Source organism: Tautonia sociabilis, assembly GCF_003977685.1.
Lineage (GTDB): Bacteria > Planctomycetota > Planctomycetia > Isosphaerales > Isosphaeraceae > Tautonia > Tautonia sociabilis.
The window spans coordinates 15,842-29,836 of record NZ_RYZH01000006.1 but is presented as its reverse complement, the minus strand read 5'-3'; the positions used below and the strand labels follow the sequence as shown (position 1 = coordinate 29,836).

The following is a 13,995-nucleotide window of genomic DNA, read 5'->3' as shown; positions in this document are numbered from 1 at the left end:
CCCGCTCATCCCGCCCCTCCCCCGGACGCCACCAGCCGCTCGACCCAGGAGATCGCCTGCTCCCGATCGGCGATCGTCCCCTCGAGCTGCGCATCGTAGGCCCGATCGAGCCATTCCTTGTAGGCCGGCCCCGGCGGAAGGCCGAGCCGTTTCAGGTCGTTGCCGCTGAGCAACGGCTCCGGCCGAATGGGGCCATCCGGCAGCTCCCGAAGGTAGCGCTCGCAGTACTCAACGTGCTCGGCAGGGACGCCGGACGCCTCGGCCTCGGCCCGGAGCAGCACCAGCAGATCCTCGATGCCTGGCTCCGCCAGCAGCCGCTTCCGCCGAGAAACCGGGAGCGCGGCCGGATCGTCCAGGTCCCGATGCCGGGCGACCAGCCAGGAGGCCCGATCCCGCTCGACGTTCGCCAGTCTCAGCCGATCGGCCACCCGCTCGACCACGTCCGGGTCCGACCGAGACGCCTCCAGCAGCAGCGCCGCCAGGGAGATCGGCACCCTCGGATCGTGCGGCAGGGCCTCGAGCACCGCCAGCGTGTGCTCCCAGCGATCCCTCCCCGACCGATCGCTCGGCTCGCCGACCAGCGGAGGCAGCTCCGGCAGAATGGCCGCCGCAAGGCCGACCTCCATGAGCTCCCTCATCGCCGCGGCCCGGCTCGGGTGGACGAGCATCCGCCGCAGCTCCTGGGCGATCCGCTCGGCGGCCACCACCGGCAGTTTCGGCGCCATCGCCACCAGCGCCGCCCTCGTCTCGGGCTCGATCCGGAGGCCGAACCGGCTGGCGAAGCGGACCGCCCGGATCAGCCGCAGCTTGTCCTCCTCGAACCGCGCCGAGGGGTCGCCGATGGCCCGCAGGAGCCCCGCCTCCAGGTCGCGACGGCCGCCGACATAGTCGATCACCTCCTCCGAGATGGGGTCGAGGAACATCCCGTTGATTGTGAAGTCCCGCCGAGAGGCGTCCTCCTCCGGGCTGCTGAAGACGACCGACTCGGGACGCCTCCCGTCGATGTACGCCCCGTCGCTCCGGAAGGTCGCGACCTCGACTTCCCCCGCCCCCTTTGGTCCGAGCACCTTGACCACGCCAAAGCTCACCCCCACCGGCACCGTCCGCCGGAAGACCTGCATGACGCGCTCGGGGGGAGCGTCGGTCGCCACGTCGTAGTCGCTCGGCTCCAGGCCGATGAGCAGGTCCCGAACGCAGCCGCCGGCCCAGAGTGCCCGGTGGCCGGCCTCCCTCAGGCGGCGGACCACCTCGACAGCAAACGATCGCTTGCGCTCGGGGTCCTCGATCCGATGGCCTTGCGCCCCCATCTACTCCTCCTCGCCCGGGGGTTCGAGGGCCCGAATCGCCAGGTGAGTGCCGCCGTAGCGGCGCAGATCCCAGCGGTCGGGATCCGGCAGCAATTCGGGATCCGGCCGGCCTCCAGCCTCGGCGACGATCATCGACCCGACCGGGAGACGCTCCACCAGCGTCTTGAACAATGTCCGGATCTTGCCCGGCTGTTGCTCGTAGTCCCGGTAGGGCGGGTCGATGAAGACGATCACCGGCCCGTCGTCGGCGTCGGGCTCAAGCTGATTGACCCAGGCATACGCGTTGGCGACGACCACCTCTCCCATCCCCTCGAACCGCAAGGTCGCCAGGTTCTTCCGGATCAGGGCGGCGTTCTGCCCCCGCTTCTCGACGAAGGTGGCCGAGGTCGCTCCCCGGCTCAGCGCCTCCAGCCCGAGCGCTCCAGTGCCGGCGAAGAGGTCGATCACCGGTCGGCCGTCGACCTCCGGCCCGACGATGTTGAAGATCGATTCGCGCACCATATCGCTCGTCGGCCGGGTCCGATCCGAACCGCTCGGCCCCTGGATCGTATGCCCGCGCCGGATGCCGGCGATGATCCGCATCGTTCCTCGCCCCTCCTGGATCGTCCGCCTCGCGTCCCGATCGGCCGATGCCCCATTGTCCCATCATACCAGGGATGGCCCGACCGATCAGCCTCGCCCGAGGGCTCTCCCCGGGTCGATCGGCTCGTCCCCGCCCTGCCGCCGGGGATCAGTGCTCCTCGAGCACCCGGCTCCCCGAGCGGAGGCCATGCCGGCTTCAAGAACCGAGCATCCCCTGACGGTCTGCTCGGCCGACCGAGGCGACTCGCTCCGAGCCCTCGATCGTCGGGCTTCCGGAAGACGGTCTCCCTTCTCGGCGGCCAGGAGAGGGCCCCATCGGCGACGGTTCGTCTCCCATGGCGGTTCGGGTTGACCGTCCCGGGCATCCTGGCCATACTCCTCGCTCGGATTGCCCGCAGGATTCGCAACGCCCCGTGTCTGGCCGTCGATGACCGGCAACACGAGCGATGCCCCCTTGACCGACTCTCGGCGAGGTCGACCCCCAGGACGCCTGGGTCGGCCCGACGCGACGGCTCCCGGCCTCTCGGCCCGTCGAACCGCATCACGACCCCGCACCTCCCGACTCATCGACGCGCCCCCAGGAGCGGCTGGGCGATCGACCCGATCCCGGGTCGGGTCCGTCCGGATTCGGGCCGGCTCCACCAACCGAGGACACGGATCGTCATGCACCGGCCCTGCTCCCCGCGCCCGGCCGCGCCGGCCCTGGCGCTGAGGCTCATCCTGCTGCTCCCGCTCGCGATGTCGACGATCGGCCGAGCCGCCCCGGCCGGCGATGACCTGGAGGCCGGCCGGGAGGCACTCGGCCGAGGAGACGGGCCGGCCGCCGTCAAGCTGCTGGAGTCGGCGCTGATCGCCGCCCCCGCGGCCGAGCGGCCGGCCGTGCTCGACGACCTCCGCCGCGCCTACGAACGGGCCGCCTCCCAGGCCGAGGCCGCTGGCGACGCGCTCCGCGCCCGCTCCTATCGCGAGAACCTGCTCATCATCAACCGCTCCCGACGACCGGCGCCGGATCCGGCCTCGTCGCCGGAGGCGACGCCGACCGACTCCCCGGCGGACACCCCCGAATCTCCCGAGCGGTCCGAGCCGGTTCCCTCCCCCGTCGTACCCCCGGCCGGTCAACCGTCGCCGGAGTCGCCCGCCCCCGAGACGATTCCGCCTCCGGCCAACCCCAGGCCTCGCCCAGAGGCTCCGGCCCTCCTGTCCGTCGATCCCGGGACTCCACCACGGTCCTCGCCGGCCCCCTCTCGAATCGATCGGGAGGTCGCCCCGGCCCGGAACGCCGCCCCGGCCGATTCCGCCCCGATGGCCAGCCCGGGATCGGAGGCCCCGACGCCTTCCCCCTCGTCGCCGGCCCCGGCAACCGCGGCCGAACAGCTCCGGTCGGCCGATGCGGCCTTCCGAGCCCAGAAGTACGAGGAAGCAGGAGCGATCTACGCCCGCCTCTACCGGAAGGGAGAATTGCCGGAGTCACACCGCCCGGTGTGGGCCTATTGCCGGTTCGTGGCCGTGGCGAAGCGAATCAACGCCCAGCCGACCAGCCCGACCGAATGGGCGTCCATCCACGCCGAGATCAAGGAGGTCCGCGCCCTGGCCCCCGAGCTTTGGTTCAGCGAATACCTCCGCCGCCTGGCCACCGAGCGTTCGGCCGCCGTCGGCGCGCGGCCCAGCTCCTTCGTCATCCGGGGGCAGTCCGAGCCGGATCCAGACGGCGACTCCTCGTCGGTCCCCAAGTCCTCCCCGGGAGGCTCGTGGCAGGTGATGGAAACCGAGAACTTCCGGATCTTCCATGCCGATGCCTCCCTGGCCGACCGCATCGCCCGGAGGGCCGAACAGGCGAGGGCCGAACTGTTCCGGTACTGGAACGGGGCCGAGACGCCTGCCCCCTGGTCCCCCAGGTGCGACGTGTACGTCTACCCCGACGCCGCCATCTTCTCCCAGATGACCGGCCAGCCGGGAAGCTCTCCCGGCTTCTCGACCATGGGCCTCAGCGCGGGCAAGGTGGTGGCCCGCCGGATCAACCTGCGGGCCGATCGCCTTGGGCTGGTCGAGGCGGTCGTGCCTCACGAGGTCGCCCACGTCGTCATGGCCGACCTCTTCCCGACCCGACAGCTTCCTCGGTGGGTCGACGAGGGCCTCGCCGTGCTCGCCGAGCCGATCGAGGCCCAGGCCGACCGGCTCTCCTCCCTCAATACCGCACTGGCCGAGGGACGCGTCTTCCGATCCGGCGCCCTGATGACCGCCCCCATGCCCGACGGCCGATACTGGGACCTGTTCATCGCCCAGAGCACCTCGCTCACCCGATACCTCATCCAGCTCGACTCCCCGGACCGGCTCGTCTCCTTCCTCCGAGCCTCCGAACGGCTCGGCATCGAGCCCGCCCTTCGCCAGATCTACGGCTTCGAGGGGTTCGACGACCTCCACGCCCGATGGCTCTCCCATGCCCGGCGCGGGGGTGGAACCGAAGCGATCGCCGCTCGGCCGGAAGGCGGAGCGGCCCAAGCGCGATGACGATCGCCTCCTGAAGGCGGATGAGGGATGACGCCGGGAATCGCCGGGCACCGGTGGTCATCCGAGCGTGTCATCCCTTATCGGCCTTCCGGCATGGCCCATTCATTGGCCATCAAGGATGCGTCATTCTGGATCGGTCTCGTCCGGGGTCAGCACGCGAAGCACCTCTCGGTGCAGCTCCGGGTCGCACGAGCTGAGCACGCTCCGGCTGAAGACGATCCCAGGACGGGAGCCGTCGAGGGCCGAGGCGACACCGCCCGCCTCCTCGATGCAGGGGACCAGCGCGGCGATGTCCCAGGGGGCCATCATCGAGTCGAAGGCCACGTGCAAGCGTCCTCGGCAGACGAGGGCGAACTGAACGCAATCCCCCACGAACCGGAACTTGCCGGCCGATCGGATGAGCGTGCCGAGACGGTAGCGGACCTGGCCGGGCCTGGAGACGATGTCGCTGGAGCGGGGGTTGGTGGTCGAGGCGTAGGCCTCGCCCAGCGGAGTCGGCGGAGCCACTCGAACGCGCTCGGCCGGCTCGCCGGGGGAGGGACGCCACCAGCAGCCGAGGCCGATCGCGGCGTAGGTCGTCTCTCCCATGGCGGGCAGGTGGATGACTCCCACGACCGGTTCCCCTCCCTCCATCAGCGCGATCAGGGTGCCGAAGGTCGGCAGGCCAAGCGCGAAGGCGGCCGTGCCGTCGATCGGATCGACGATCCACTGGCGGGAGATCCCCTCCGCCGCGACGCGCTCGGGGAACTCCTCGCCGAGCACGCCGTCACCCGGCCGCTCTCGGCCGAGCACGTCGCGGATGACTTCCTCGGCGGAACGGTCGGCGGCCGTGACTTCGGTGCCGTCCGGCTTGATCTCGACGGCGCAGCGGCGGAACTTCGGCAGGATGACCTCCGAGGCGTGCTCGGCCAGCCGGAGGGCGAGGTCGAGGTCGGCCTGGAGGGACTTCGGATCGGAGGCGGGGCTCATGCGTCGGACTCGGTGGAGGGCGCCCCTCCCGTCGGCCGGGTGGCCGAGCCGGATCGGGGCCGGGGCCGGGGGCGGGGGTGGGAACCGGGGGAAGATCGTCGGGGATCGTCGCCGGGGATTGTACGGGAGAGTTGCCGTCCGTCGAGGGCCTCCTCCCTCGCCCCGGCCGGGTCGGGCCCGAGGGAGACGAGCCAGCCCCCCGCGACCCGCCCTAGCCCCAGGCCCGGCGCCGCCCGGCCCGAGAGTACCAGTCGGCGAGCCGCCTGGCCCGGAGGAGATTCCGGGTGCTCCCAGCAGATGATCCGCCAGGCCCGGCCCTCCCGGAACGCCAGGTCCAGTACGCCGCGATGAACCACGCTCGAGGCGTCCTGGCCCTCGCCGTCGCCGCCGATCGTCCAGGAGATGCGCCCGACGCGCTCGTCGGCCGCCGCGATCCGCCGCGCAAGGCCGCCGTTCAGCCAGGGGAGCAACAGGCCCCGGGCCTCCTCCGCGACTCGGGTCGGCGACGCCGGGATCGTGGCCCGGGCCGCCTTCGCGATCGCCGAGGACGGATCCGATGCCCAGCTCGCCTCCGGGTCGCCAACCACCGCCAGCACCAGGCGGAGCACCCGGGCCGAGAACGGCGAGAGCCCCGCTTCGGGATCGTGTTCCACCCAACCCGGGAGGAGAACGGCCGCCACCCGCTCCGGCTCCGGTTCGGGACGCACCCGGGTGATGCTTCGGACGATCGTCAGCCGATCCGCCCGACGGCGACGGGCCGCTCCGCGGAGCGATTGCCGCTCCGGAGAGGTGCGGATCACATGGACTCGAGGAGCCGGCCAGTGTTCGGGGAGCCGGTCCTTCAGCATGCCGGTCGCCAGGTCGAAGCGTCGGGCGATCCGCTCCATCGCCGGAGACGATGGGCGATAGCACCGTCGTGACGGAGCCTCCTGCTCCCCCGGCCCGGGGGGCAGCGGATTGTCGAGCCCATTCGAGAGGATCAGGTGGCTGGCCGCCCGGGTCGTCGCCACGTAGAAGAGCCGGTCGGCCTCGGCGCGTTCCTCGAGTTCCTCGGCGGACCGAAAGAGCAGCTCTCCCAGGCCCTTCGGGGAGTCGTCTTGCCTCGAGAACGACGACTCCTCGCCCGGCTCGGGGGCGACTCGAACGATCGGCCCGAAGCGGTCGTGCACGACGACCGGCTTCGAGAACGGCGGCGAGACACGGTCCAGGTCCGGAACGATGACGATCGGGAATTCGAGCCCCTTGGCGCGGTGGATCGACATCAGGCGGACGGCGTCCCCCTGCTCCGTGTTGGTCGCGGCCTGATCCTCGCGGGCGAGCTGGCGGAGGTCGGCCCGGAGCCGGGCGACGAAGTCGGCCAGCGGATAGCCGCCGCGGTCGTACTCCCCGGCGAACCGGACGAGCTTGCGGATGTTCCCCCGTTTCCGGTCCCCCAGCGGCTCGGCGGCCACGGCGGCCTCGAAGCCCGACTCGTCGAGCACGCGGTCCAGCAAGGTCGCGATCGGCGCCCGGTCCTTCAGCAACCGCCAGCGGTCCAGCAAGGTCCGGGCCCGGATCGCCCGCCGACGATCGACCCGGCCGAGTTCGGCGACGTGCTCCGCCCGGCGGAGGTTCTGGAGCAGATCCGCCGGGCGGTCGTTGGGCCGGGCGTTGGCCAGCCAGTACAGCCCTTCGTCGCTTAGGCAGAAGATCGGGCTGCGCAGCGAGGAGGCCAGCGAGAGCGGGTCGAACGGGTCCTCGATCGCCGCCAGCAGGTTGACGACGTCGAGCACCTCCTGCTGAGCGAAGAAGGCCGAGCCGTCAACCGTGTGGTAGTCCAGCCCCTCATCGGCCAACGCCTGTTCATAAACGCCGACGGTGGTCAGCGCCCGAAACAGGATCGCCACATCGGATGGCCTCGCAAGCCGCCAGGAGCCATCCTTCGGGTCCGGGATCCGCCACCCCTGGTCCAGTCGATCGGCGATCAGGCGGGCGATCCAGCCGGCCTCGACGCGGCGGTTCGCGGCCTTCCCCTTGCCGGACGTGTTCGAGTCGAACGCCCAGAGAAACTCGACGCTTGGCGGGTCCTCCTCGGCCGCCGGCACGTCGCGCTCGGCGCGAAGGGCCTCCGAGGGGTCGGCGTACAGGTCGTGGAAGAGGGCGTTGACGAAATGGATCACCCCCGGCACGCTGCGGAAGTTCCCCGTCAGCGAGAGGCGGCCGTCCCCGGGCAGGGCCGACCGGAAGCGATCGAAGATCTGCGGCTCCGCCCCCCGGAAGCGGTAGATCGACTGCTTCGAGTCGCCGACCAGAAACAGCCGGCCCGCCTCCAGGGCGTCGCCGGCCAGCGTCTGGACGATCGCCCCCTGCACCGGGTCGGTGTCCTGGAATTCATCGACGAGCAGCAGCGCGATCTCGTCCCGGATCCGGCCCCGGGCGTCCGCGTCCGACTCCAGCAGGGAACGGGCTCGGACGAGCAGGTCGTCGAAGTCGGCCAGCTCTCGACGACGCTTTAGCGCGTCGACCTCTTCAAGCGCCTCCCGAGCCAGTCGGGCGAACCGGACGCCAAGCTCGGCGGAGCGACGAGTGAGGTCCTCGTCCCACCGGATCGCCTTGCGGGCACGATCGACCGCGTCTCGGAGCGTTTTGTAATGGTCGCGCACCGCCTCGTACACGGCGATCGCCGGCCAGTGCTTGCCCGTCCCCCCTCCGGAGACGGTCGCGTGCTCCCGGATCACGTCGAAGGACAGCTCCGGGTGCGGGGCCTCGGGCAACATCGGGATCTCGGAGAGCAGGACCGCCCGGCGCTCCGCCCCGACGGGGTGCTCGCACTCGTACTCCCGCAGCAGATCGAGCAGCGGCCGGGCATCCTCAACGAAGCGACGGAGGAGGGCGGGACGCCCCTCGACCGACCATCGTTCCCGCCAGTGCTCCATCAGCTCCTCCGGGCTGAGCTGCGCCCACCGTCCCGGATCGGCCAGGACCCGGCCGAGCAGCAGGGAGCGGAGCCCCTCCCGGACGGCATCCAGCCCCAGCTCGACCGCGAGGGCGATCAGGTCCGGATGACTGTCGGCCAGCCAGCGGCGAAAGCACGAGCGGAGGGCGTCGTCCCGGAGCGTCGGCGCCACCGATTCCTCCAGGACGGAGAACTCCGGAGGCAGGCCGGCCTGGACCGGGAACCGCCGCAGCAGGTCGAGACAGAAGCCGTGGAAGGTGCCGATCCTCCCCGCCTCGAGGGCCCGAAGCACCCGGCGCCACTGCCCAGCGTCGTCCCCGGCCGAGGCGATCCGGCGCCGGCACTCGGCCCGGATGCGGCCCCTCATCTCGGCCGCCGCCTTCTCGGTGAAGGTGACGGCGACCAGCCGATCAATCGGGATTCGGTTCTCGAGCGCCTTCACGAACCGATCGGTCAGCACCCGGGTCTTGCCGCAGCCGGCGCCGGAGCTGAGCGCCACGCTGACGATCGCCTCGAGGGCCTGCCGCTGCTCCGGGGTGGGGGGGGGAGGAGGGGCGAGCACTCGGGAAGCCAGATCGGCGAGTCCGGGATCGCTCATCGGCCGTCCTCCTCGCCAGGTTGGTCGGGGTCGCTCATGGTCGGGGCCTCCGGCCAGGGCTTGCGGGCCTGCCGGACCTGGTGGATTCGGCAGACGGTGCGGTAGTCGCACGTGCGGTCGCAATCCGGCTCGGCGGGATGGACCGGCAGCATGCCCCGGCGGAGGCGGTCGACCAGGTCGAGCACGAAGCCGACGATCTTCTCGGGGCCGGGCTCCCAGACCTTCCCTGGACGCAGGTCGCCGTCCCGATACTCGGCCATGGTCACCAGGGGGGTATACCCCTTGCCCCGCAAGGCCCAGTAGCCGGCATCCAGCGCCCTTGGAGCCGGCTCGGGGGGAAACGCCCGCTCGACGGCCATCGCGTAGAGCGGCAGTTGCAGCGCCAGTCCCTTCTGCAATTTCGTCCGAGACGGCGTCGAGCCGGTCTTGTAGTCGATCACTCGGAACAACAGGCCGGAGGGGTGGTGCGCCACGTCGATCCGGTCGATCATCCCCTGCAATCGGACCTGCCCTTGCCCCTCACCGATCACCAGCGCCGGGCCGGTCCCCTCGTTCCCGCTGCCGAACTGGAACTCGAAGTGAGCGGGTCGGAGTCCCAGGCCATGGGATTCGGCATACCTCCGGAACTGGTCGGCGTAGGTCTTGCCGACCCGGACCATCCGCTCCGCCTCGATCGCCCGCAAGGCCCGGCCCACGTCGGAGGGGGGCTCCGCCTCGCGTTCAAGCTGGTCACGGACGGCGAGCTCGATGCGGTCGGCCACCGCCTCGTCGAGCGAGATGCCGTCTCCGGGGGGATCGTCCCTCAGCGCGATATGGAGCGACTCCAGCGCCGCGTGCATCCGGCTGCCGCCGAGGGTGCGGTCCTCCTCAAGCTCGTCGCGCTCCTCGATCGGGTCGAGCCGCAGGACGTATCGGAGGAAGAACTGGAACGGGCAGAACGCCATCGATTCCAGCTGGCTGGCACTGAACGCGTACTCCGGCCCGAAGTCGCTTGCGAGTCGGGAGACGATCGCCGGATCGCGGAGCACTCCCTCGTACCGGCTAAGCGGCTGCCGGACCCTCCGCCACGATGCCGCCCGAGCTCTCCGCTCGTTGACCAGCAGGGCGGAGGCCGACGCGAGCAGCGCCGAGCGGTGCTCGGGAGATCGTGCCAGACTCGACAGGATGCTCGGGTCCTCGATCGCGGCCCTCGCCATCGCCCGGACTCGGTGTTCGAGCGGCGATTGCGGCGTCGTCTCCCGCAGTGCGGGGTCGAGCGAGCGGTCTTCCCGGACGATCTCCCTGTCCACGTCCGGCGTAAGCAGCGCCTTGACCTCAGCCAGGAACCCGGAGTCGGACAGAGCCACCCCCTTCTCGTCGGCCGTCGGGTAGGCCAGCGTCAGGCTCCGCTCGGCCGAACCGATGACGCGGAGGAACCGGGCCATCTCCCGGCCGAAGGGGGTCGGTCGGGAGGGAGCGGTCGGGGCCGGGTCGAATGGCAGGCGAAGCGGGCCGATCCGGAGGTCCCGGACGCCGAGCTCGGCCCGCCCCGGCTCGGCGTCCGGTTCGGTCGACGAGTCGTCCCCGGGCTCCGGTTCGTCATGGGAGCCGTCGTCCGGCTCGGCGGCCGGCCCGACGGCGGAACGATCGGGAAACGCCCCCTCGGCCAGGTTCGTCAGCAGGACGTGCCGGGAGACGACCCCGGCGGCCTCGTCGACCGTCGCCATGCGGAGCGCTCCCGACCCCGGAGCTTCCGGGGCCGGCAGATCCCGGAGAATCGCCTCCACCTCGGCGACGAACGCGGCCCAGGTCCAGGGCTCACCGCCGCGACCGACCCCATCGAGCACCAGGCCGTGATCATCCAGGGCGGCGAAGAGGAGGCCCAGCGGCTCCTCGTTCGGGTCGAGCCCCAGGCCCGTCGCCAGCCGGGAGAGGCGGTCCACCTGCGAGGCCCACGGCCCTTGCTGGGCGACCGCATCGATCAACGCCGACAACCTCCCGAACACCGGCCCGGCGATCCCGGCGAGCCAGGAGCGGCGCTGACGGTACCGGCGCAGGTAATCCGGCTTGCCGCCGCTCTGCTCCGCCTCGGGGGAAGGATCTCCCCCCATCCGGTCGATCGCCTCGGCGATGGCGTCCCGGCCCCGGAAGACGCGAGTCTCGCGCAAGGCGGCCGCCGTGGCGGCCAGGGCCATCGGGTGCGCGGCCGCCTCGTTCCAGTCGGGCCGGAGCCGGCCGTTGCGGAGCAACCGGCCGAGGAGGTCGGTATCCCAGTCCTCCACCGGGATGGTCATCGCCAGCCGGAGCGCCTGGACGGCCGCGTCCGAGGCAATTCCCCTCCCCTTCCCGTTGCCCACGGGGAGGCCCCAGGTGCGAAGCTGGTCGAGGGCGATCCTCGACTGCTCGTCCCAGGAGCGCACGAGGATGATCAGCTCCTCCGGCGCCTCCCCCTCGTCCAGGAGCCGTCTCGCCCACACCGCGGCCAGCCGGGCCAGCCCCTCGCCGGTCGAGGCCCCCCGCAGGGCGATCCCCTCGGACCGGTCGATCCGGTATCCGCCCGGATCCCCCTCGCGAAACAGCGCCTGGCCGATCGCCAGGAGGCCGGCCGGCCGATCCTCGGGGGGCTCAATCCGCTCCTCGAGGAATCCCCAGGAGAGCAGGCGCTCTCGGAATCGGGCGGCCGTCGCGTCGACCTCGGCGCGGCTCGGGTCGCCGTCGAAGGTCAGCACCACGCCGAGTTGCCGGATCGAATGCCGCATCGCATCGATCGCCAGCCGAACCGGACGGTCCTCGGCAGGGGGCTCGACCAGGACCAGCCGATCCACTCTCCCCCACGACCGGGGGAGTTCCCGGGTCAGACGATAGAGCGACGCATAGTACGCCTCCAGGCCAGGAGCGTCGACCGCGCCAAGCCGGGCGAGCACCTCGTTGTAGCGACGGTAGATCCGATGCAGCTCGAGCTCGACCGCCCCCGTCGGCGCCGGCAGGTCGTCCGGAGCCCGGCCGGCGGACATCCAGGGAGCGATCCGACGAGCGACCCGCCGTCGGAACCCGGACGAGCCGGCCACGGAGGCCGAGACCGTCAGCTCCCCCTCCCGCCGGGCCCGATCGATCGCCTCCACCAGCGCCGCTCGGGTACCGGCCGGCGAGAGCACCAGCGGCCCGTCGAGCCGATCGGCCCGGAGGGACCGCCACAGATCGTCCCAGCAGTAAACCCGGTCACTCTCCGACCGGGACGGGCCGATCGTCCCCGACGCCAGCGACAGCCGACGGGCCAGACGATCCCTGGCCAGCGGGGTCGGCATGACCCAGGTCGACGCCCCCCACTGCCCCCGCACCCGATCCGCCCAGGATGACCCCACCGGGCCGGTCCAGAGCCTCCGATCGGCGGCCTTGCCCATCGGTCCTCTCCACCGACGACGATCGCTCGCCTCGCCTCTCCCCACTCGACGAAGGTCCCTCCGAGAGGGCGACCGAGCCGAGCACGACGCCCGACATCACGAGCAGGTATACAGAAAAATACCACAGCCGACCGGCCCGGACAATCCGGACCAGCCAGGCAATCGCGCCGTATCCGATCACCCCGGCCAGGGCGGTCGCCGAGGCGGTCATCCGCACCGTCTCGGGCGAGAGCGAGCCTGGGTCGATGTCCTTCGCCTCCAGCAGGGCGGCACCGAGGATCGCGGGCACCGCCATCAAGAGGCTGAAGCCGACCGCCCAGGTCCGGGAGAATCCCAGGGCGAGCGCCGCGGCAATCGTCGAGCCGCTGCGGCTGATCCCGGGCGTGATTGCAATCGCCTGGGCCATCCCAACCAGCAGCGCGTCCCGCCAGGAGGTCTGGGAGGGGCCCTTTTCCCCCTCGGGAAGCCGACCGACGGCCAGGAGAAGCGTCGCGGTGACGAGGAAACCGAAGGCCGGCGCCAGTCGGCTCTCAAAGGCCGCCTCGACCTGGTCCTCCAGCCCCAGCCCGACGACGACCGCCGGCAGGGTCGCCACGCAGGCCAGCAAGACCGACCGGATCACCAGGGCCTGGGCGGGGTTCGAGGTCTCCCGGCGGATGCCCCCACCGACCAGGTCGACGGCTCCTCGAAGGGCCGGCTTCCGGTAGTAGGCGACGATCGCCCCCAGCGTGCCGACATGCAGCATCACGGCGAAAAAGAGCCCGCCCTCGGTCGGCGCCCCCCGGATCGCCTCGAAGGCGGCGTCGGCCACCGAGAGATGCCCGCTGCTGGAAACCGGGAGGAATTCCGTCAGGCCCTGGATCACCGCCAGGGTCAGCGCTTCGAGCCAATCCATGAAGGCGGGGACCTCACTGGAGCCGGCCGGTCGACTCGGCCTCGCCCGAACCGGAAGGGGCGGAATGCCTTCGATCGACAACAAGACTTCGGGCCCGCCTCCCTCGGCGGGCGTTCCCTCCCGGCGGAGCCCCCGATCGGAGGACGCCGGCTCGCCGCTCCTCGGGTCAGCCCCCGGCCCGATCCTCTCGGAGGAGGGGGGCGGCGGCTGCGAAGTACTCCACTCCACTATAAATCGTCAGCAGGACCGCCGCCCAGAGCAACACGTCCCGGGCACTCACCACCCAGGACGGTGCGTCCGGGGCCATCGCCAGGGCGAGCAGCGCGGCCACGATCGCGGCGCACTGGAGCACCGTCTTCAACTTGCCGGCCGACTTCGCCCCAAAGGCCACTCCCTTGCCCTCCATCATGCTCCGGAGCCACTGGATGATCAGCTCCCGGCTCACGATCACCGCCACCATCCAGGCCGGCACCCCGCCGCCGGGCACGGCGACAAGGAAGATCAGCACCGCGGCGATCAGCAGCTTGTCGATCATCGGGTCGAGCTGGCGGCCGAACGCGGTCTCCTGGTGGAGCAGCCGGGCGACGTAACCGTCGAGCGTATCGGTGATCGCCGCCAGCAGGAAGAGAACCAGCGCCCAGCCGAACATTCCGGCATGGATCAACCCGAGTGCCGAGGCGCCCAGGAACAATCGAGAGACGCTCAGCCCGTTCGGGACGTTGACAATCCCCATCGACGTTCTCGTCTTCGGCCCCGGCCCCGCCTCGACGCTCATGGCCCGCCCCCCTCGGCTCTTGGTCTTCGATCCCCTGCCACCCGGC

8 protein-coding genes are annotated in these 13,995 nt (G+C 71.4%); 1 reads left to right on the top strand and 7 read right to left on the bottom strand.

What is annotated here, in order from left to right; all coding sequences use genetic code 11:
- Positions 1–5: 5 nt before the first annotated feature.
- Positions 6–1,307: a CCA tRNA nucleotidyltransferase gene (locus TsocGM_RS04445; RefSeq protein WP_126724115.1), complete on the bottom strand. Its 1,302-nt coding sequence runs from the start codon at positions 1,305–1,307 to the stop codon at positions 6–8.
- Positions 1,308–1,910: a 16S rRNA (guanine(966)-N(2))-methyltransferase RsmD gene (rsmD, locus tag TsocGM_RS04440; RefSeq protein WP_261341620.1), complete on the bottom strand. Its 603-nt coding sequence runs from the start codon at positions 1,908–1,910 to the stop codon at positions 1,308–1,310.
- 642 nt (positions 1,911–2,552) lie between these two features.
- Between rsmD and TsocGM_RS04435 the strand changes: the two genes are divergently transcribed.
- Positions 2,553–4,397, top strand: coding sequence for a peptidase MA family metallohydrolase (locus TsocGM_RS04435; protein ID WP_126724113.1), 1,845 nt, complete (start codon positions 2,553–2,555; stop codon positions 4,395–4,397).
- A 123-nt stretch (positions 4,398–4,520) separates the two neighbouring features.
- Here the strand turns inward: TsocGM_RS04435 and TsocGM_RS04430 are convergent, their stop codons facing one another.
- The 5 genes from TsocGM_RS04430 to pgsA form a co-directional block, all read right to left on the bottom strand.
- Positions 4,521–5,366: an inositol monophosphatase family protein gene (locus TsocGM_RS04430; RefSeq protein ID WP_126724112.1), complete on the bottom strand. Its 846-nt coding sequence runs from the start codon at positions 5,364–5,366 to the stop codon at positions 4,521–4,523.
- Positions 5,363–8,899: a UvrD-helicase domain-containing protein gene (locus TsocGM_RS04425; protein WP_126724111.1), complete on the bottom strand. Its 3,537-nt coding sequence runs from the start codon at positions 8,897–8,899 to the stop codon at positions 5,363–5,365. The genes TsocGM_RS04430 and TsocGM_RS04425 overlap by 4 nt, the downstream gene beginning before the upstream one ends.
- A complete protein-coding gene (locus tag TsocGM_RS04420; RefSeq protein WP_158633376.1) occupies positions 8,896–12,183 on the bottom strand; it encodes a PD-(D/E)XK nuclease family protein in 3,288 nt (1,095 codons plus the stop codon). Before TsocGM_RS04420 ends, TsocGM_RS04425 begins: the two co-directional genes overlap by 4 nt.
- On the bottom strand, positions 12,098–13,174 hold the full coding sequence (locus TsocGM_RS04415; RefSeq protein ID WP_126724109.1) for an undecaprenyl-diphosphate phosphatase: 1,077 nt from the start codon (positions 13,172–13,174) through the stop codon (positions 12,098–12,100). The genes TsocGM_RS04420 and TsocGM_RS04415 overlap by 86 nt, the downstream gene beginning before the upstream one ends.
- A gap of 166 nt (positions 13,175–13,340) precedes the next feature.
- A complete protein-coding gene (gene pgsA / locus TsocGM_RS04410) occupies positions 13,341–13,949 on the bottom strand; it encodes a CDP-diacylglycerol--glycerol-3-phosphate 3-phosphatidyltransferase (protein ID WP_233578320.1) in 609 nt (202 codons plus the stop codon).
- Between the last annotated feature and the right edge of the window lie 46 nt (positions 13,950–13,995).